Source organism: Segatella copri (assembly GCF_024330485.1).
Taxonomy (GTDB): domain Bacteria; phylum Bacteroidota; class Bacteroidia; order Bacteroidales; family Bacteroidaceae; genus Prevotella; species Prevotella copri_L.
In genome coordinates this window covers 258,731-279,921 of record NZ_JANDWX010000001.1, presented here as the reverse complement: position 1 = coordinate 279,921, position 21,191 = coordinate 258,731, and the positions used below count along the sequence as shown (strand labels likewise).

General features: G+C 46.9%; 18 protein-coding genes. 12 read left to right on the top strand and 6 right to left on the bottom strand.

The window, feature by feature from the left end:
• Positions 1 to 165: 165 nt before the first annotated feature.
• Entirely contained in the window at positions 166 to 1,617 is a 1,452-nt protein-coding gene (gene rlmD / locus NNC77_RS01090) for a 23S rRNA (uracil(1939)-C(5))-methyltransferase RlmD (RefSeq protein ID WP_254969646.1), read from the top strand.
• Positions 1,618 to 1,642: 25 nt separating this feature from the next.
• Complete coding sequence (locus NNC77_RS01085; protein WP_254969645.1) at positions 1,643 to 2,812, top strand: porin; 1,170 nt, start codon at positions 1,643 to 1,645, stop codon at positions 2,810 to 2,812.
• A 68-nt stretch (positions 2,813 to 2,880) separates the two neighbouring features.
• Here NNC77_RS01085 and NNC77_RS01080 read toward each other — a convergent pair whose 3' ends face one another.
• Entirely contained in the window at positions 2,881 to 4,164 is a 1,284-nt protein-coding gene (locus tag NNC77_RS01080) for a DUF3078 domain-containing protein (RefSeq protein ID WP_254969644.1), read from the bottom strand.
• Between the two features lie 138 nt (positions 4,165 to 4,302).
• On the opposite strand from NNC77_RS01080, the gene NNC77_RS01075 reads away from it, so the two are divergent.
• From NNC77_RS01075 to NNC77_RS01045, 7 genes are all read left to right on the top strand, one after another.
• Positions 4,303 to 5,907 (top strand): CTP synthase, encoded by a 1,605-nt coding sequence (locus tag NNC77_RS01075; RefSeq protein ID WP_228113331.1) that lies wholly within the window; start codon positions 4,303 to 4,305, stop codon positions 5,905 to 5,907.
• Between the two features lie 55 nt (positions 5,908 to 5,962).
• The gene (gene yidC, locus NNC77_RS01070) at positions 5,963 to 7,900 is read left to right on the top strand and encodes a membrane protein insertase YidC (RefSeq protein WP_254969642.1); all 1,938 of its coding nucleotides are present in this window, start codon (positions 5,963 to 5,965) and stop codon (positions 7,898 to 7,900) included.
• A 175-nt stretch (positions 7,901 to 8,075) separates the two neighbouring features.
• Positions 8,076 to 8,339 carry a type II toxin-antitoxin system HicA family toxin gene (locus NNC77_RS01065; protein WP_117727144.1) on the top strand — a complete coding sequence of 88 codons (264 nt, stop codon included), beginning with the start codon at positions 8,076 to 8,078 and terminating at the stop codon, positions 8,337 to 8,339.
• Between the two features lie 12 nt (positions 8,340 to 8,351).
• The gene (locus NNC77_RS01060; RefSeq protein ID WP_117727056.1) at positions 8,352 to 8,705 is read left to right on the top strand and encodes a type II toxin-antitoxin system HicB family antitoxin; all 354 of its coding nucleotides are present in this window, start codon (positions 8,352 to 8,354) and stop codon (positions 8,703 to 8,705) included.
• Between the two features lie 158 nt (positions 8,706 to 8,863).
• Complete coding sequence (locus NNC77_RS01055) at positions 8,864 to 9,070, top strand: helix-turn-helix transcriptional regulator (RefSeq protein WP_022111675.1); 207 nt, start codon at positions 8,864 to 8,866, stop codon at positions 9,068 to 9,070.
• 12 nt (positions 9,071 to 9,082) lie between these two features.
• Positions 9,083 to 9,451: a HipA N-terminal domain-containing protein gene (locus tag NNC77_RS01050; RefSeq protein ID WP_118416100.1), complete on the top strand. Its 369-nt coding sequence runs from the start codon at positions 9,083 to 9,085 to the stop codon at positions 9,449 to 9,451.
• A gap of 3 nt (positions 9,452 to 9,454) precedes the next feature.
• Positions 9,455 to 10,396 carry a HipA domain-containing protein gene (locus NNC77_RS01045; protein ID WP_254969640.1) on the top strand — a complete coding sequence of 314 codons (942 nt, stop codon included), beginning with the start codon at positions 9,455 to 9,457 and terminating at the stop codon, positions 10,394 to 10,396.
• Positions 10,397 to 10,526: 130 nt separating this feature from the next.
• Here NNC77_RS01045 and NNC77_RS01040 read toward each other — a convergent pair whose 3' ends face one another.
• Positions 10,527 to 11,990 (bottom strand): DUF1846 domain-containing protein, encoded by a 1,464-nt coding sequence (locus tag NNC77_RS01040; RefSeq protein ID WP_118062948.1) that lies wholly within the window; start codon positions 11,988 to 11,990, stop codon positions 10,527 to 10,529.
• A gap of 198 nt (positions 11,991 to 12,188) precedes the next feature.
• On the opposite strand from NNC77_RS01040, the gene NNC77_RS01035 reads away from it, so the two are divergent.
• Entirely contained in the window at positions 12,189 to 13,472 is a 1,284-nt protein-coding gene (locus tag NNC77_RS01035) for an O-acetylhomoserine aminocarboxypropyltransferase/cysteine synthase family protein (RefSeq protein WP_118416114.1), read from the top strand.
• 53 nt (positions 13,473 to 13,525) lie between these two features.
• Complete coding sequence (locus NNC77_RS01030; protein WP_254969638.1) at positions 13,526 to 15,688, top strand: S9 family peptidase; 2,163 nt, start codon at positions 13,526 to 13,528, stop codon at positions 15,686 to 15,688.
• Positions 15,689 to 15,855: 167 nt separating this feature from the next.
• Here NNC77_RS01030 and NNC77_RS01025 read toward each other — a convergent pair whose 3' ends face one another.
• Together NNC77_RS01025 and NNC77_RS01020 are read right to left on the bottom strand one after the other, a co-directional pair.
• Positions 15,856 to 16,080 carry a hypothetical protein gene (locus tag NNC77_RS01025; RefSeq protein WP_117692633.1) on the bottom strand — a complete coding sequence of 75 codons (225 nt, stop codon included), beginning with the start codon at positions 16,078 to 16,080 and terminating at the stop codon, positions 15,856 to 15,858.
• Positions 16,081 to 16,223: 143 nt separating this feature from the next.
• Entirely contained in the window at positions 16,224 to 17,750 is a 1,527-nt protein-coding gene (locus tag NNC77_RS01020) for a peptide MFS transporter (protein ID WP_254969637.1), read from the bottom strand.
• 302 nt (positions 17,751 to 18,052) lie between these two features.
• On the opposite strand from NNC77_RS01020, the gene NNC77_RS01015 reads away from it, so the two are divergent.
• Complete coding sequence (locus tag NNC77_RS01015) at positions 18,053 to 18,928, top strand: sigma-70 family RNA polymerase sigma factor (protein WP_006847025.1); 876 nt, start codon at positions 18,053 to 18,055, stop codon at positions 18,926 to 18,928.
• Positions 18,929 to 19,075: 147 nt separating this feature from the next.
• Here NNC77_RS01015 and NNC77_RS01010 read toward each other — a convergent pair whose 3' ends face one another.
• Entirely contained in the window at positions 19,076 to 19,750 is a 675-nt protein-coding gene (locus tag NNC77_RS01010) for a hypothetical protein (protein ID WP_254969636.1), read from the bottom strand.
• 42 nt (positions 19,751 to 19,792) lie between these two features.
• A complete protein-coding gene (locus NNC77_RS01005) occupies positions 19,793 to 21,169 on the bottom strand; it encodes an MFS transporter (protein ID WP_254969635.1) in 1,377 nt (458 codons plus the stop codon).
• Positions 21,170 to 21,191 lie beyond the last annotated feature (22 nt).

Genomic DNA, 21,191 nt, shown 5'->3' with positions numbered 1-21,191 from the left:
TTGTTACTTTTGTTATCGCCTCACAATCTTTTTACTTTTTTACCTTTTTACTTTTTTACCTTTAATCGCCTTTTCACCTTTAAAAGCAAATAATTCGGGACAACTCTTGCATTTCTCATAAAATTGCAGTATCTTTGCACCCATAAAAAAATACAAAACATTATTATGGCAAGAAAACGTAAACCATTACCTCTGTTAGAGAACATCACCATCGAGGCAGTAGCAGCCGAGGGTAAGTGCATCACACGCGTAGATGAACAGGTCATCTTCGTACCTTTCTGTGTGCCAGGAGATGTTGTCGACTTGCAGGTAGTAAAGAAGAAACATAAGTATTGCGAAGCCAAGGTGGTTCGCTTCATCAAGAAGAGCGAGGTGCGACAGGAGCCTATGTGCGAGCACTTCGGCATCTGCGGCGGATGCAAATGGCAGAACCTGCCTTACGAAGAGCAGATCAAGGCTAAGCAGAAGCAGGTGGAAGACCAGCTCACCCGTATCGGAAAGATTGAACTCCCTGAGTTCCGCCCTATCATGGGCAGCGTGAAGACCCAGGAGTACCGCAACAAGATAGAGTTCGGATGCAGCAACAAGCGATGGTTCACCGCCGAGGAACTGGCTCAGCTCCCTCAGAAAGAGGATGATACCGTAACATCGCTCAAGGAGCGCCACGCCCAGAACGCCATCGGTTTCCATATCACCGGAGCCTTCGACAAGATTTATCCTATCAGGAAGTGCTGGCTGATGGATGACCTCTGCAACGAAATCAGAAACTTCGTATTCGAATATGCTGATTCTCACGACTATACCTTCTACGACCTGCGTGAGCAGCACGGTTTGCTCCGCAACATGATGATCCGTAATTCGAACACCGGAGAGTGGATGCTCGTCTTCCAGTTCCACTACGATGAGGAGGGCGATGAGCAGAGAGCATTGGAGCTGATGCAGCAGGTGGCTGACAAGTTCCCTCAGATTACATCGCTCATGTATGTAGACAACCAGAAGGGAAACGATACCATCAACGACCTGGAACTCAGCCTCTTCAAGGGCAACGACCATATCTACGAACTGATGGAAGACCTGAAGTTCAAGGTGGGTCCGAAGAGTTTCTACCAGACCAATACCGAGCAGGCTTACCACCTCTACTGCGTGGCCCGCGAGTTTGCCAACCTTATCGGAGATGAGCTGGTTTACGACCTCTATACCGGCACCGGAACCATCGCCAACTTCGTGGCTCACAAGGCAAAAAAGGTAATCGGTATCGAGTACGTGCCAGAGGCCATAGAGGATGCCAAGGTGAATTCTCAGGTGAACAACATCGAGAACACCCTCTTCTATGCAGGCGACATGAAGGATATCCTGACCAACGATTTCATCGCACAGCACGGTCGACCTGACGTCATCATCACCGACCCGCCACGTGCCGGAATGCACCCAGACGTAATAAACGTCATTCTGAATGCAGCACCAAAGCGCATCGTATACGTAAGCTGCAACCCGGCAACCCAGGCTCGCGATCTGCAGCTGATGGATGCGGAGTATAAGGTAGCTGCCGTACAGCCGGTGGATATGTTCCCTCATACCCCTCACGTAGAGAACGTGGTATTGCTCGAAAAGAGATAAACCTAGAAATCAAAATAGAAACAAGATGAAGAAAACCATCATCATGGCGCTCATGGCTGCAGCTTCGGTCTCAGCCAGCGCCCAGCAGAAGCAGACCATCGAAATACCATCATGGTTGAGCAACGTGAAATTGTCGGGGTATGGAATGACCCAGTATCAGTACAGCGGACAGAAAGATGCTGAATCCAACTCATTCAACATCCGTATGGCGCGTATCTCTCTCGAAGGTCGCATAGCAGGCGACTTCTACTGGAAAACTCAGATTCAGTTCAACGGCAACACCTCTACCCTCGGTTCCAGTCCGAGAATGGTGGATCTGTTTGCTGAATGGCAGAAATATGAATACTTCAAGGTGAAGATTGGTCAGTTCAAGAACCCGTTCACCTTTGAGAATCCGATGCACCCTATCGACCAGGGCTTCATGGGATATTCACAGAACGTGAGCAAGCTGGCCGGTTTCAGCGACCGTGCCGGAGAACATGCATCCAACGGCCGTGACATTGGTCTTCAGTTCCAGGGCGATTTCCTCAAGAATGCCAATGGCAGAAACCTGCTGCACTATCAGATTGGTGTATTCAACGGACAGGGAACCAATACCAAGGACGTTGATAATCAGAAGAACATCATCGGAGGTGTATGGGTAATGCCTGTAAGCGGCATGCGCATCGGTGCCTTCGGATGGACCGGTTCTTATGCAAGAAAGGGAACATGGACCGACGAGCATGATGCCTCCTATACTGCCGACATTCAGGAACGCTCTGGCGTTCGCAAGCTCAGCCAAAACCGCTATGCCTTCTCATTCGAATACAAGCAGGATGGCTGGACCGTTCGCTCCGAATATATCCACTCCACAGGAAAGGCATTCGCAAAAAGCATCAACAACTTCAATGATGCAGATGCCAAGAATTGCAACCTGAACGAGAAGATTGGCGATAAGGCTCAAGGTGTATATGGATTGGTTATCGCCCCATTGGCTCAGCTGCCAAAGAACAGCCGTATCGACGTGAAGGCGCGTTACGACATGTATCAGCCTAACGGCAAGAGCAACATGCAGAGAATCCAGTATGAGGCAGGTTTGAACTTCCACATCGGCAAGCGAATCTCTATCTTTACCGAGTATGCGCTCATCAACGACAAGACACTCGCGAAGCATAATTACTCCATGGCAGATGCCGAGGTTTGCTTCAGATTCTAACAGATACAACAAAGGCTCGCCCCTCAACAGGAACGAGCCTTTATTGTGTTTACTGCCAACACCTTATCCTAGAATGAATAAGAGAAACCTACTGACATGAATTCCTTAAACTGCCAATAGCTATCATCATCCTTGCGCTTCACACCATCGTCGAAACGCGGATAGAGGAAGATGTTGGTAGAAATATAGCGGTTAAACTGGAAGGTAATGGTGTTTTCCCACTCTATTTCAGCACGCTTGTAAGTGGTGTATCCCCAGAGACGGGTCTTCCACTTGATATTATCCGCTATCTGCCACGACAGGTCGAAGGTACACTCAGAACCGTAATCGGTCATGCCATGCTTCCCCTCATCCAGTCCGTACCGCGTAGCCAGCGACGCTCTGCCCACATACTTCCAGTTGAAAGCCAGAGGAGCCAGATGGGCACTACCCTTCAGGCGGTGATTGAACCAGTCTACATTATAATCCATACCGACAGAGAGGTTCAAATTGAATGGCGAGAAGAAATCAGAATAAACCGTCTTGTCATTACTCTTGTAACCATGCGTAAACTGAGTCTGGCCAATCAGCTGGATGGTATAATACCACTTCCTGGAAGCCTGCAGACCGAGTTTTCCGGTGTATCGTATCATATCATCGCTCGTCTTCAGCGTATGAACCGTATCACCCTTCGAAGTCTGATAACCCAGGCGCATCTCCACCTTATTATCCCATTTTAGCTTCTGCTTGTTATTGTAATTGGCAAACATCGTCACTCTTCCGAGCACCGAATAATTGCTCTCACCACCCTTATACCAGTTGTCAGAAACATAGTTTTGCAGGAACTGCAGATAATAATCGCCCCCTATGGTCCAGAAGTTAGGACGGGTGATGACGATATCCATCGGCGCCGCATCCACCTCAATCGCCTTCGGAGCCACCTGCTCTACGATATCAGGATGATTCTTCTTCGGTTTGCTCTGCGCAGCCAGCGGTGCTCCCACCTCCTTGAGATGAGACTCAGTATTGCGCACCAGGTCGGGACGCTTGAGATATACCTCCATCAGCGTCTGGTCGAGCATCGTTCCGAGCGAATCCTTCACCCCATCCTGAGGCTTGAGTCGCAACATGCGGGCTACCGGCCCATGATAGAAGGTGAGCGGTGTAAAGAGCTGGGCATATCTGCTGTCCCCGGAATCCATCTTCATGGAATCGATGCGCTGACGGCACATCAAGAGCGAGTCAGCATAGATTTCAGCCAACCTGTTCTTCGATGCCTCTCCGGGCGCCACCTTCTTCAATTTGCGCTGGGCAGAAACAGGCGTCAGAGCCGAAAGGAACGCAAGAACGAGTAATCCAAATTTTATTTTCATACCTTAATTTTATAAATTTGGGCACAAAGGTAATAAATAATTCATAAATCTATGCCCTTTATTAGAAATATTTTTGCTCATTTCACAAAAATGTCGTAACTTTGCACCCAAATAATTCTAATTTAAATTATAAATATCGTGGCTGAAACAAAGTACATCTTCGTAACTGGTGGTGTGGTTTCTTCTTTGGGTAAAGGAATCATATCTTCATCCATCGGTAAACTTCTTCAAGCAAGAGGTTACAACATTACTATCCAAAAGTTTGACCCATACATCAACATCGACCCGGGTACGCTGAACCCGTATGAGCATGGTGAGTGCTACGTAACGGTAGATGGTATGGAGACCGACCTGGACCTCGGACACTACGAGCGATTCACCGGCATTCAAACTACAAAAGCGAATTCTCTCACCACTGGTCGTATCTACAAGGCAGTCATCGACAAGGAGCGTCGTGGCGATTATCTCGGCAAAACCATCCAGGTGGTGCCTCACATCACCGACGAGATCAAGCGCAACGTGAAGCTGCTCGGCAAGAAGTATCACTATGACTTCGTGATTACCGAGATTGGCGGAACCATCGGCGACATAGAGAGCGCCCCTTACATGGAGGCTATCCGACAGCTGAAATGGGAGCTGGGCAAGAACGCTATCAACGTTCACCTTACCTATGTGCCTTATCTGAAGGCAGCAGGCGAGTTGAAGACAAAGCCTACCCAGCACTCCGTAAAGGAGCTGCAGAGTGTAGGTATTCAGCCAGATATCCTGATTCTCCGCACCGAGAAGCATCTCGAAGAGGGAATCATGAAGAAGGTAGCCAGCTTCTGTAACGTAGACCTGGACTGCGTGATTCAGAGCGAAGACCTTCCTAGCATCTACGAGGTGCCTGTAAACATGCAGAACCAGGGCCTCGACACCGCCATCCTCCGCAAGATGGGCGAGCCTATCGGCGAAACACCTGCGCTGGGTCCTTGGAAGACATTCCTCGACCGCAGAAACAAGGCTACAGAGGTGGTAAACATCGGTCTCGTAGGCAAGTACGACCTGCAGGATGCATACAAGAGTATCCGCGAGAGTCTCTCGCATGCCGGCACCTACAACGACCACAAGGTGAAGATTACCTTCATCAACTCAGAATATCTCACAGAAGAGAACGTGGCAGAACAGCTGAAGGGACAGGATGGCATCGTCATCTGCCCAGGCTTCGGCCAGCGAGGCATCGAGGGCAAGATTATCGCCGCCCACTATACCCGCACCCACGACATCCCTACCTTCGGCATCTGCCTGGGTATGCAGATGATGGTCATCGAGTTTGCCCGCAACGTATTGGGTTACAAGGATGCCAACTCACGTGAGATGGACGAGAAGACTCCACACAATGTCATAGACATCATGGAGGAGCAGAAGAACATATCAAACATGGGTGGAACCATGCGTCTCGGTGCTTACGAGTGTGTGCTGAAACAGGGTTCACGCGTGTTCAATATCTATAAGAAGGAGCATATTCAAGAACGCCACCGCCACCGCTATGAGTTCAACAACGAGTTCCAGCATGAATTTGAGAAGAACGGCATGATGTGCGTAGGCAGAAACCCTGAGAGCGACCTGGTAGAAATCGTAGAAATCCCAGGCTTGAAGTGGTACGTAGGTACACAGTATCATCCAGAATACCAGAGTACGGTGCTGAAACCACATCCACTTTTCATGGATTTCGTAAAGACAGCAATAGAAAACAAAAAGTAAATATTAGGAGTTAAAGGAGTGATCCCCTTTACTCCTTTAATTTCAAATTTTAAAAATGAACAAGAACAACATTATCGGTTTCCTCCTGATTGCCGTAGTGCTGATTGGCTTTAGCTGGTATAACCAGCCATCTGCCGAAGAACAGAGAACGGCATTCGTTCAGGACTCCATCGCCAAGGCTAAACATGCCGAGATGGAAAAGGCCAGCAAGGCTGCCGCTGCTAAGCGCCAGACTGATGCCAAAGCAAAGGTTGAGGCAGACTCAACCGCCCTCTTCTATTCGGCACTCAAAGGCCAGGCTAAGAAGATTGTATTGAAAAACGAGAAGGTAGAATTAACACTCAACACCAAGGGTGCTACTGTAGAGAAGGCTGTCATCAAGGGCTATGTGGGACACAACCTGCAGGTGAAAGACGGTTCGGCTGATGCCAAGGACGTAACCCTCTTCGACGGTAACGACCAGAGCCTCAAGTTCATGCTCGAGGCTAAGGAGGCCAACATCATCACCAGCGATCTCTACTTCACTCCATCCAACGTGACCGACAAGTCTGTCACCATGACCGCTGTGGCTGGTGAAGGCAAGACACTCACCCTGACTTATACATTGGGCAATGACTACATGCTGCACATGAGCCTTCAGGCAAATGGCATGGCGGGTCTGTTCTCACCTAATTATAATAAGATGGATGTTGACTGGAGCGACAAGGCACGCCAGCAGGAACGTGGTTTCATGTTCGAAAACCGTTACACTACCCTCACCTACCATAATGCAGAAGGCGGTACCGACCACCTCAACGAAGGTAGCGAGAAGATTGACGAGAAGATAGAAGAAACCATCGACTGGGTATCTTTCAAGAACCAGTTCTTCTCTGCCATCATCGTAGCAAAGGATAACTTCGAGAAGGATGCTTTCATGACATCTATCCCTCAGGAGAAGGGTTCGGGCTATCTGAAGCAGTTTCAGGCTAAGATGAAGACAGCTTTCGACCCAACCGGTAAGAAGGCATCTGAGTTTGAGTTCTACTTCGGTCCTAACGACTTCCAGATTCTGAAGAATACCGAGAAGGAAAGTACCTTCGGCAAGGACTTGGAATTCCAGAAGCTCGTATACCTGGGATGGCCTATCATCCGTTGGATCAACCGTTTCTTCACACTCTACGTATTCGACTGGTTGAGCAAGATATTCCCAATGGGTATCGTATTGATTCTCATCACCTTGCTCCTCAAGCTCATCACCTACCCTATGGTAAAGAAGAGCTACATGAGTTCAGCCAAGATGCGCGTGCTGAAACCAAAACTCGAAGCTGCTACCGCTCAGTACAACAAGCCTGAGGACCAGATGCAGAAGCAGCAGGCGATGATGGCGGAATATGCCAAGTATGGTGTAAGCCCATTATCCGGTTGCTTGCCTATGCTGATTCAGATGCCGGTTTGGGTTGCGATGTTCAACTTCGTGCCTAATGCCATCCAGCTTCGTGGTGAGAAGTTCCTGTGGATGAACGACTTGAGTACCTTCGACCCAATCTTCGAATGGAACACCAACATCTGGCTGATTGGCGACCACTTGAGTTTGACCTGTATCCTGTTCTGTGTAGCCAACCTGTTGTACTCTTGGATGACCATGCGTCAGCAGCGCGACCAGATGGTAGGTCAGCAGGCAGAGCAGATGAAGATGATGCAGTGGATGATGTATCTCATGCCATTGATGTTCTTCTTCATGTTCAATGACTACTCAGCCGGTCTGAACTTCTACTACTTCATCTCATTGTTCTTCAGTGCCGCTATCATGTGGACCCTGCGCAAGACAACCGACGACGAGAAACTCCTCGCCATCCTTGAGAAGCGCTATCAGGAGAACAAGAACAACCCTAAGAAGGCAAGCGGCCTGATGGCAAGAATGCAGGCTCTCCAGGAGATGCAGCGCAAGCAGCAGGAAGAGATGATGCGCAAGCAGGCAGAACTGAACGAGAAGAAAAATAATCTCGGAAAATAAAGATTACCAGATAAAAATGAAAGCGTAATGGATTACCTGAAAAAGGGGTTCATTACGCTTTTTTTGTAGGAGTACATACTTAAAGCCAGGAAAAGATTGTTAAAAAGCCCCAAATACTTGGCAGTGTAACTATTTTTAGTTACATTTGCAGTCGGATACATAAAGAATGTGGAAAATGAACAAGAAAGATAAACTTTTGAAACGTTTCTATAGCCTGCCGAAAGATTTCACTTTCGACGAAATAGTTAGTGTATTTTCCTGCTATGGGTTCCATCAGGAAAACAAAGGAGCAACTTCTGGTTCAAGAGTCATATTTGTCAATGACATAGATGGTAATAGCTACATCATGCACAAGCCTCATCCTTCAAATATTATCAAAGGATATGTTATGAAACAAGTATTCACATTTCTAAAAGCTAATGGATATATTAACAAATAGGAGGAACATAATATGGGATTATTAAAATACAAAGGTTATACGGGTAGTGTAGATTATAGTGAGGAGGACAATTGCCTATATGGTAAGGTTCTCGGAATGAGCAAGGATATGATTACCTACGAAGGTCAAGACGTTAATGAATTACGCAAGGATTTTGAAGGTGCAATAGATGACTATCTTGCCTTATGTAAAGCCAATGGTAAGGCACCTCGTGTACCTTATAGTGGCAACTTAAATATCCGCATCACTCCTGAAATCCATAGTCGTATTGCGATGATGGCAATGCAAGCAGGAACAACCATCAATGGTTTTATCCGTGACACACTAGCTAATGTAACAGGAGTTACTCCAGCCACAAACGCATAACATTACCCCCGAAAAGGTATAATTTGTTAAATGATATTATAAATTATACCTTTTCGGGGGTATTTTCATTTTTTATTCGTACATTTGCCCCCGAAAGGGTATAATATAATATTATCCCATATATAATATTACCCGATAGGGTATAAAACAACAAGAATATGAGCAATACATTATCATCATACGTCAAGGAAATGCGCAAGCAATTCGGATTGACGCAAGTAGATCTGGCAGCGAAATCGGGCGTAGGACTCAGATTCGTAAGAGAACTGGAACAGGGAAAGGAAACATTGCGACTCGACAAGGTAAACCAGGTCCTCCTGCTGTTTGGTCAGGAAATAGGCCCCGTTCCTATCAAAAAAGAATAAAAATAAAATATCATGAAACAAGGAAAAATATATCTCTACGACCAATACGTAGGTCTGCTGACGGAAGACGAGACAGGCTTTACCTTCGCCTATGATTCAGATTATCTGGCATCGGATGGTGCGGAAGCCGTAAGTCTGACGCTTCCCTTATCCGATGAGCCCTACCACGATACCGTGCTGTTTCCATTCTTCGATGGATTAATCCCTGAAGGCTGGCTGCTGAACATTGCAGAAAGCAGTTGGAAAATCAACCAGCGCGACAGAATGTCGCTCCTCCTTGCCTGCTGCAAGGATTGCATCGGAGCAGTCAGCGTGATTCCTACAAACGAATCTCCAGCAGAAGAAACGAATGGTTCATCCCAAAAACAGAAAGGAGAATAAGATATGGAGAAATGTCTATATTGTTATAAACCGCTCAAGCCTGGTCAGGTAGATTACCATCCCGCCTGCGCACGCAAGCTCTTCGGCACCAAGGAAGCCCCTGTCCTACCCTACGTTAGAAAGGAAATAGGCGACCTGGCAAAACAGGTAGTGCGTGCCCAGACCACCCTCACCGGTGTGCAGGCGAAGCTCTCGCTCGACGTAAATCTGGGCGGAAAGAACGAACCATCCCGCTTCACCATCGTAGGTCTTTGGGGAAAATATATCCTCAAGCCACAAACCGACCGCTACCGCTGTCTACCGGAAATAGAAGACCTCACGATGCATCTCGCCGAAGCCGCCAAGATAGCTGTGGTTCCCCACGGACTGATTCGCTTTGCCGATGGTGAACTCTGTTATATCACCCGGAGAATAGACCGACTGGATGATGGACAAAAGGTACCGATGGAAGATATGTGTCAGCTGTCAGAGCGCCTTACCGAATACAAATATAAAGGTTCCTACGAGCAGATAGCCAGACTCATCAAGAAGTATTCCGCCTTCTCGCAACTCGACCTCGTGAACTATTGGGAAGTGGTCATCTTCTCATGGATTACGGGCAACGCTGACATGCACCTCAAGAACTTCTCGCTCTACAACAACTGCAAGTTGGGTTATGGCTTAACTCCAGCCTACGACCTCCTCTGCACGAAGATTGTGATGCCAGAAGATACCGAGGAGCTCGCCCTGACGCTCAACGGAAGAAAGAGAAAGATTCAGAAATCTGATTTCGTCAAGGTAATGACCGCCTCGGGCCTCAGCGAGAAGGTAATCAATAACATCGCCAAAAAGTTCCGCCGATCTATCGTGAAATGGCTCGACCTGATAGAAGCCTCCTTCCTACCAGACAGCATGAAGAAGGAATACAAGAAACTGATTCTCAGCAGAGTTATGGCATTAAGATAATGTTTCTGTATAAAATAAAAACAAACACCCCCGAAAAGGTATAATTAATCAATCTACGAGATTAACTATAAGTTTTCGGGGGTATATTGTTTAAGGCAAATTTGCTTCTTCAATAGTATCCAACCCAAATTTACTTCTTCAATACCGGCTCGCAAGTGATATCCACACCGAGCTTCTTGAAGATTTTCTGGTCTACATCACTCAGCATCACGGTGCAATGAGCCTGGCAGCCGCGAAGTTTAGGCAACTGCTCCAATGCCTTCTTGCAGTTCTCATCATTCTCTGAAAGAACAGAAAGAGCTACCAAAACCTCATCCGTATGAAGACGAGGATTGTGACCACCGAGATAATTCACCTTGGTATGCTGGATAGGCTCAATCATCGACTGAGGAATCAGCTTCAATTCATGGTCGATGCCTGCCAACTGCTTGGTAACATTCAGGAGCAAGGCGGCACTACAGCCCAGCAACTCACTGCTATGACCGCAGATAATGGTACCATCCTCCAACTCAATGGCAGAAGAGGTATGACCCGTCTCCTTCTTATGATTCTTGGCAGCTACCGTCACCTTGCGGTAATCAGTAGTAATCTTAGCCTGATTGAAGAGCATCTGAATCTTATTGATCTCATCTTCATTGCAAGCACCAGCCGCCATCTTGTTGGTAGCCGCATAGTAACGGCGGACAATCTCATTCTTGGATGCCTCGCAGCAAGCCTCATCATCAGAGATACAGAAACCTACCATGTTCACACCCATATCCGTAGGCGACTTGTATGGATTGCTACCATAGATACCCTCGAACAGCGCATTGAGCACAGGATAAATCTCTACATCACGGTTATAGTTGATGGCTATCTTGTTGTAAGCCTCCAGATGGAACGGGTCAATCATATTCACATCGTTCAGATCGGCAGTAGCAGCCTCGTATGCGATGTTCACAGGATGCTTCAATGGGAGATTCCACACAGGGAATGTCTCAAACTTGGCATAGCCGGCACGCACACCACGCTTGTTCTCATTATAAAGCTGACTCAGGCAAACCGCCATCTTACCGCTACCAGGACCCGGCGCAGTAACAATAACCAGCGGACGCTCTGTTTCAACATAATCGTTCTGACCGAAGCCCTCGTCAGAGGCAATCAGACTCACGTTATGAGGATAGCCCTCGATGAGATAATGGCAGTAAGTCTTGATGCCCTCGCGCTCCAGACGCTGTTTGAAGGCGATGGCGGCAGGCTGGCCATTATAATGAGTGATGACAACAGAACCCACCATGAAACCACGGTTTTGGAACTCACCACGAAGGCGCAACACGTCCTCATCGTAAGTAATGCCCAAGTCGGCACGCTTCTTGTTCTTCTCAATATCGGCTGCACTAATCACGATAACAATCTCGATGCTATCGCTGATTTTCTGGAACATGCGCAGTTTGCTGTCAGGCTGGAAACCCGGCAAAACTCTGCTGGCATGATGATCGTCAAAAAGTTTACCGCCCAATTCGAGGTAAAGCTTTCCGTCAAACTGTGAGATTCTCTCCTTGATGTGTTCTGACTGAATCTTCAGATACTTCTCGTTATCAAAACCTATCTTCATACTACTTTAAATAAAACTATATCGCTATTATTTTGCAAATTTGACTGCAAAAGTACAAAAAAAACTGGCTATAGAACAATGTTTTACGCAAATTATTCTTAATTCTCAAGGATTTGCCGTATCTTTGCATCTTGCAATGGGCAGCATAACATGTCATATCGCAAAAACATGAAGTTTAAAAGAAAACATAACCGACAAATGAAAAAGAATTTACGTACCGCCTCTATCTGCGTGCAGGGAGGCTATGAGCCAAAGAACGGCGAACCGATTGAAGTGCCAATTTATCAAAGCACTACTTTCAAGTATGACAACTCTGAGGAGATGGCTATGCTCTTCGACCTGAAGAAGGAAGGCTACTTCTATAGCCGTCTCCAGAACCCTACCAACGATGTTGTGGCTAAGAAGATTGCCGAACTCGAAGGTGGCGTGGGAGCCGTATTAACCAGCAGCGGTCAGGCTGCCAACTTCTATGCTGTGTTCAACATCTGCGAAGCGGGCGACCATATCGTTACATCTAATGAGATTTATGGTGGTACCTTCAATCTCTTCGGCGTAACCCTGAAGAAGCTCGGCATCGAGTGTACTTTTGTGAATCCGAACGATAGCGAAGAAGAAATCCAGAAGGCTTTCCGCCCTAACACCAAGGTTGTTTTCGGCGAAACCATCAGCAACCCGGGCTGCGCAGTACTCGACATCGAGAAGTTTGCACGCATTGCTCACAAGAATGGGGTGCCTCTCATCGTTGACAACACCTTCGCTACGCCTATCAACTGCCGCCCATTCGAATGGGGTGCCGACATCGTTACCCACAGTACCACCAAGTATATGGATGGTACCGCTTCACAGGTAGGTGGCGTTGTAGTAGACAGCGGCAACTTCGACTGGATGGCTCATGCTGATAAGTTCCCAGGTCTCTGCACACCGGATGACAGCTACCATGGTCTGACCTATGTAAAGGCTTTCGGCAAGATGGGTTACACCACCAAACTCGTAGCTCAGCTGATGCGCGATCTCGGCAGCATCCCTGCCCCAATGAATTCGTTCATCCTCAACCTCGGTCTTCAGAGTCTCCACCTCCGTATGCGCCAGCATTGTGCCAATGCACAGAAGGTAGCAGAGTTCCTGCAGAACGATGAACGCGTGGCTTGGGTTCATTATAGCGGTCTGGAGGGCGATGAGTATCATGCGCTTGCCCAGAAGTATATGCCAAACGGCACCTGCGGTGTTATTGCCTTCGGATTGAAGGGAGATCGCGAAACTGCCATCAAGTTTATGGATTCTCTCGACATGATCAACATCGTAACCCATGTAGCCGATGCCCGCACCTGTGTGCTCCATCCAGCCAGTCACACTCATCGCCAGCTCAGCGAAGAGCAGCTGAAGGAAGCAGGTGTTGCGCCAGATCTGATTCGCCTCTCTGTAGGTATCGAAGATGTAGAAGACATCCTCGATGATATCAAGCAGGCTTTGGATCAGATTTAAGACAAATAGGATACATAACAACAAAGCAACATTATAACAGTAAAAATAGAAACATGATTAAAGCTATGATTTTAGCTGCTGCGGCTCTCACGATGGGCACAGCAGCTGATGCACAGACTATGATTCAGAAAAATGACATCAAGGTAGAAAACCACCTGATGACTCCTGAAGCTCTCTGGGCAATGGGACGTATCGGTGGCGCCGAAGCTTCGCCTAACGGCAAGCAGGTGGTGTACCAGGTAGGTTACTACAGTGTAAAGGAAAACAAGGGCCATCAGATGCTCTTCATCATGGATGCCAACGGCAAGAACCAGAAGGCATTGACCACGGATGCAAAGAGCGAAACAGATGCGGCATGGATTCAGGGCGGACAGAAGATTGCCTTCATCCGCGACGGACAGCTCTGGAGCATGAACCCTGACGGTACAGACAGAAAGCAGCTCACCAACGACAAGCTGGGCATCCAGGGCTTCCGCTTCTCCCCAGACAGCAAGAAGGTAATCCTCATCAAGGAACTCCCTTACCACGGAACCATCAAGGAGAATCCTTCTGATCTTCCATTGGCTACCGGCCGTCTCGTAACTGATATGAACTATCGCCACTGGGACCACTACGTAGAGAGCCTTCTCCATCCTTTCGTGGCTGATGTGGCTGAAGACGGTACCATCAATGCCGGCGAAGACATCCTGAAGGATGAACCATTCGAGTGCCCTATGGCACCATTCGGAGGCATCGAGCAGCTGGCATGGAGTCCGGATTCCAAGACCATCGCCTATACCTGCCGTAAGAAGGAGGGCGTTCAGTATGCCATCTCTACCGACTCAGATATCTACCTATATAATATAGGTACGCGCGAGACAAAGAACCTCTGCAAGGAGGCTGGCTATGTAGAACCTAAGATTGATGCTACCAGGAGCATGAAGAACCAGGCTGTCAACGCTCCTGAGAATCTGAAGAACAATCCGGGTTACGACGTGAACCCTCAGTTCTCTGCTGACGGCAAGTACATCGCTTGGCAGAGCATGGCTCGCGATGGCTACGAGAGCGACCGCAACCGCCTCTGTGTTTATGAACTCGCTACCGGCAAGAAGAACTATGTATCAGAGAAGTTCGACTCTAGCGTAGAGGGCTTCGTATGGAACAAGGACAACAAGAGCCTCAGCTTCATCGGCGTATGGCACGGAACCCTGAACCTCTATCAGGCTAACTTCAAGGGCGAAGTAAAGCAGATTACCAACGAGTGGGCTGACTACGGAAGCATCTCGCTTGCCAACAACGGCAACAAGCTTCTTGCTACCAAGGCTAGCATGAGTCATCCTACAGATATCTACATCGTAACTCCAGGCAAGGACGCCAAGAGTACCAAGGTAGAGCAGATTACCCGCGAGAACGACCATATTCTGAACCAGTTGAATCTGGGTAAGTGTGAGCAGCGTTGGGTAAAGACTACCGACGGCAAGCAGATGCTGGTATGGATCATGTTGCCATCTAATTTCGATGCCAACAAGAAGTACCCTACCCTTCTCTTCTGCGAGGGTGGTCCTCAGAGTCCGGTAAGCCAGTTCTGGAGCTACCGCTGGAACATCCAGATCATGGCAGCCAACGGTTATGTAGTCGTATTGCCTAACCGCCGCGGTCTCCCTGGTTTCGGAAGCGCATGGAACGAAGAGATTTCTGGCGACTGGACAGGCCAGTGTATGAACGATTATCTTTCAGCTATTGATGATGCTGCCAACAATCTTCCTTACGTAGACAAGGATCGTTTGGGTTGTGTAGGTGCCAGCTTCGGTGGTTTCTCAGTATACTATCTCGCCGGTCATCACAACAAGCGTTTCAAGGCATTTCTCTCTCACGATGGTGCTTTCAACCTGGAGAGCATGTACACCGATACAGAGGAGGCTTGGTTCTCTAACTGGGAATACGAGGATGCTTACTGGAACAAGAACCAGAGTGCCAACGCCAAGAAGACTTACGAGAACAGTCCTCATAAGTTTGTAGACAAGTGGGATACTCCAATCCTCTGCATCCACGGCGAAAAGGATTACCGTATCAATGCCAACCAGGGCATGGGCGCCTTCAATGCAGCCCGCATGCGTGGCATCCCAGCCGAGCTTCTTATCTATCCTGATGAGAACCACTGGGTATTGAAGCCACAGAACGGCGTACTCTGGCAGCGCACCTTCTTCGGCTGGTTAGACAAGTGGTTGAAGAAATAATATATTAAAAACGAAAAAAAACGAGGTAACAGGTTACGCCTGATACCTCGTTTTTTCCTTAAAGACTTTTAAGCCATTTTTTACCAGATTTGGTACTTAACCAAATATTTAATACCAAAGCTACTACTCCAGTACCAGCTAATGTCATAATTAATGCTTCCATATCTTCACAATTTAGAAATTCTGTACCCAATCGTAGACAACAAACTTGTAGTAACTAAACCAGTAACAAAGAGCCAAACACTAATAGTTGTTACATCTTCCTTTAAAAACATAGTTACTACATCTCCCACAACCATAGCTGTGAAAGTAGCCTTAGCCAAATCATAGAAGAATTTACTCAAGTTCTCACGGCTAGACCTTAACTTTTCTCTATCTTCCCGTGCTGTCATACGCTTTTATATTTAAAACATTGCAAAAATACAACTTTCTTTTCAAACTAGCAAAGAAAAAGATGTTTTTTTCTGGAAATATGATAAAAAGGCTTGCTTCGAAAAATGAAGCAAGCCTTTTTTATATATTATAATTCTAAGATTTAGCTTACGCGGTTCAACTTCTTGATGATAGAGAAGATGAAGAGAGCTGAAACCAGACAGATACCTGCGAGAACACCCCAGATGGCAATGAGGTTGAAGTTCTGACCCCACATGATGCCAGGAATCATAACCAACTGGTTACCGATGGCTGTTGCACCGAACCAGAGACCCATCATCAAACCAGCATACTTTGGAGGAGCTACCTTCGATACAAATGAAATACCGATTGGAGAAAGCAGAAGCTCTGCGAATGTAAGGATGAGGTATGTAGAGATGAGGAGGTTAGCACTTACACGTGTACCCTCTGTAGCAGGATCGCCCTGTGTCAAAGGAAGTTCCAAACCCATAGAACCTACAGCCATCCATACAAAACCGAGAGCAGCAACGAGCATACCCAAACCAATCTTCTCTGGCGATGTAGGCTCCTTGCCAATCTTGTGAAGCCATGAGAACAAAGCAACGCTCACTGGTGTCAATGCCACTACATAGCATGGGTTGAACTGCTGGAAGATAGGAGCCTCAACATCTACGGCACCTTCAAGGTTGCTGTACTTGTAGAAAAGGAAGGCGATGGCAGCAACGATAATACCAAGCGAAATGCCCTTACCCTTGCCAGTCTTGCTCTGTGCCAGACCGAAACAACCGTAAACCACAAAAATGCAGGCTACGAGGTTGGTTACGTCGAATGCCATTGACTGCAGACCCTCAGAAGTCTTCTGTGTATAGTCGCGGGCAAAGAGTGTCAATGTATTACCATTCTGGTGGAAAGCCATCCAGAAGAAGATAACCACGGCAAATACCAGGCAGAGGCAGATGATGCGCTCTTTGGTTTCAGCCTTAGAAAGCTCGTTGGTCTCCTTAACAGGAGTCTTGTCGTCCTTCTTCTTGTTCTCTGAAGCGAGTACATGCTTGTAGGTGAAGCTGAAGGCATAATAGATGGCGATGCTGACGATGAGCGAAGCACAAGCCACGGCGAATGCGAAGTGGTATGAATCCTCTACAGATACGCTCAGGCTCTCCTGCGCCCACTTCATGATCTTGATGGCTGCAGTAGGAGCAAACATAGCACCGATATTGATGGCCATGTAGAAGAGAGAGAAACCAGAGTCGCGGTTGCTGGCATACTGTGGCTCGTCGTAGAGACGACCTACCATCACCTGCAAGTTACCCTTGAACAGACCAGTTCCCAAAGCGATAAGGATCAGCGAAATGCCCATAGCAGCGATGGCTACAGTATCCTTGCCAAGAGGAAGTGAGAGAACAAGATAGCCAATGAACATGATGAAGATACCTGTGGTAACCATACGTCCAAAGCCAAACTTGTCGGCTGCGATACCACCGATGATAGGAAGGAAATAAACCATCATCAGGAATGTAGAGTAAATAGTACTTGCCAATCCGGTTTCAAAACCGAAGTTGGCCTGCAAATAAAGCAAGAACACAGCAAGCATGGTGTAATAGCCGAAACGCTCACCCGTGTTTGCCAAAGCTAAGGCCCACAGACCTTTTGGTTGATTCTCAAACATAATTTTTTGTTTTGTTGTTATTTTATTATTTAGTTATTCTTTTCTCGCAATTTTTGTGCAAAGATACATAAATTATTCCATATTTCAAACTTATTGCACCAAAAAGCGCACTTCACATAGCATTTTTCTACTAGAAACTGGCTAAAATTCTAAAAAACAGACAAATCAGATAAAAAAAATCCGTTTATATTACAACGTAATTGCATTTTTTTTCGTACCTTTGCACCCCGAAACCATGAGGAGGTTTCGGGATACACAAAAATACTTCAAAAAATTCTAAATAGAAAGGTAAAAGGATATTTATGAGACAACTTAAGATTAGTAAGAGTATAACCAACCGTTCCAGTGAAGCACTCGACAAGTACTTGGTGGAGATTGGTAGAGAGCCTATGGTCTCTATCGATGAAGAAATCGAACTTGCCCAGAAGATTCGCAAAGGCGGTCGTGAGGGAGAACGTGCCAAAGAGAAATTGGTAAAAGCAAACCTTCGTTTCGTTGTATCTGTTGCTAAGCAATATCAGCACCAAGGTCTTTCTCTTACCGACCTCATCGACGAGGGTAACATCGGTTTGGTAAAGGCTGCTGAAAAGTTTGACGAGACCCGCGGCTTTAAGTTTATCTCATACGCCGTATGGTGGATTCGTCAGAGCATCCTGCAGGCTATTGCTGAGCAGAGCCGTATCGTTCGTCTGCCTTTGAACCAGGTAGGTGCATTGAGTAAGATCAGTGCAGAAATCAGCAAGTTTGAGCAGGAGAACCAGCGCAAACCTTCTGTTGCTGAGCTCGCTCAAATTACAAAGATGGAAGAAAGCAAGATTGACCAGACTATCAAGGCAGATAATCACCACATGAGTATCGATGCTCCATTCGGTAGCGATGATGATGACAATGCGATGGTCGACGTGATGGCTTCGGGTGATGACAGCCGTACCGACAAGGGTGTAGACTTCGAGTCTATGGCGAGCGAGCTTGACCGTGTTCTCAACTCTGTATTGAAAGATCGTGAGCGCAAGATTCTGTGCTACTGCTATGGTATCGGTTGCCACGAGAAGGGTTTGGAGGAAATCGGTAGCGAGTTCAACCTTACCCGTGAGCGTGTTCGCCAGATTCGCGAAAAGAGTATCATCAAGCTCCGTGATAGCGGTAAGATTAAAATCTTGATGAAATACTTGGGATAATTAGTAGTGATTAGTGATTAATTCATTCGGATTGAAGACGAGAGAAAATTAGATAAAAACTAAGTTGCTCATAGCAACGAAAGTAAAAAAGGGCAATCAGTTGGTTCATCCCAATCTGATTGCCCTTTCTCTATTAACTATAAACTGTTAACTATTAACAAAGTTTCCAAATTTATCAATCAATCCGCTGATACCATCTCTCGATGCCTCGAAATAAGGATACTCATCTCTGAGGCAAATCTCATCATAAAGGAAATCTGCCACGATGGTGTCCTTGCCGTCAGGCATTACCAGTCCCATCTTGCCATTCTTCTCAGCTATCACCGGCATGATGCTCAAGTCATCATTGTAGATGTAGCACGTACGGAGAAAGTCATACACAGGCGCCAGCAATACGTTGCCTTGATGATCTTTCATACCGAACTTTCCATCCTGCTCAAATACTTCATGATATTGAATGTATTTCGCCTTGATGCGCTGGTAATAGAAAACCATCTTGCGCTTATCGTTGACAAAATCCAGCATATACTGGAAGGTATCACAATAGTTGGCTACCGAACGGACCAGAATCATCTTCAAGTCAAGACCATCCAATGCTTTTCTGTTCAGATCAATATACTTGGCTATCGCCTTCTCCTTCTCTGGTACAGAGAGGCTGGCTAGCCTTTCCTCAAATTTCAACATAGCTTGCTTGGTACCCGACATACCCTTGATATACCGGTGTATCTGTCTGCCCATCTCTGAACATACAAACTTGTCAATTTCCTGCTGCTCTATCGGGTCAGCATAGTCCTTAATCAATGATTCAGGTGTCGCATTCATGGTTATTTCCTTTCTTTTAAAAATTATACTTTCACTCTTCACTTATTTCACATTAGGCTTCTGCAATCCATATCCCTTTCTCTTATCTTCAAACAAGAGGAGGAAAGAGATGATAATAGCAATCACACCGAAGGCTGCAAAGATGGTCATCGTCTGGGTATAGTCGATAACACCATCAGCACCCGTGTTAGCCTGGTTCACCTTACCAATCCATACCGGAATGAGAGCCAGTCCGATGTTCTGGATATAGAAGATAAGGGCATATGCAGTTCCTAAGAGTTTCATTGGGATAATCTTTGGCACAGATGGCCACATGGCTGATGGTACCAGTCCAAATGCGATGCCCAGGATGAGCATTAGCACGATGGCAAGTACCCATGAGTTGATTGGCAGGGCAAACATGACGTGCACAAAGGTCAGGAGGCAACTGCCGATAATCATCAGCGTAGCACCCTTGCCATACTTATCGTATATACTACCGAAGAGCGGTGTGAGGAAGATGGTACCGAATGGCAACATCGCAGGAATCAGACCTGCCAAATTAGCATCCACACCATACTTGAAAATCATCAACTTGGTTGCAAACTTCAGGAATGGGAATACACCGGCATAGAACATCAGGCAAAGGAATGCCACATACCAGAAACCTGTTGTCTTGAACAAACCACCCAAGTCTGAAAACTTGAAACCTTCTTCCGGCTCAGTAGCCACAGCTGCTGCAGAAGCATCCTCCTTCTTGTCCATCACACAATATACAAGAAAAACAAGTACACCAGCACAAAGCAAAGCTGCACCCAAAGCAACAGAAGCAGATACTCCACCCATTGCCTTGGCAAAAGGAAGAGAAGCACTCAGGGCTGCAGCAGTTCCCAAACGAGCCGTAGCAACCTGTACACCCATTGCCAGAGCTAACTCATGGCCCGTAAACCACTTCACGATAACCTTGCTCACTGTGATACCGCATATCTCGCATCCTACACCATAGATGGCAAAGCCAAGAGCAGCTATCACTACCTGCGTACTGTAAGTACCGAAGAATGGCACAGCAACCATTCCGTCAAACTCATGCCCTACAGCATACCACTTCAACAAGGCTCCACCAAACATCAGGACGGTAGAAAGGATACCAGTGAAACGGATGCCAAACTTATCGAGGATAAGACCACCGAAGAAGAGGAGCAGGAGGAACACATTGAAGTATCCGTAAGCTCCAGAGAAGAAGCCGTATTCATCCGAATTCCATCCGAGTCCGAGACCATTCTCTGCTCCCTTGGCTGCTGTCAAGAGAGGCTCCAGTGGAGACATCACATCTGTAAAAAAGTAACCGAACATCATCGTGACACTCACGATGAGGAGGGCGGTCCAGCGAGCTGACTTAGAGTCGCTCAATTTCATCTGCATTTTTTCTGTTGTACTCATTTTCTTTAAAACATAAATGATA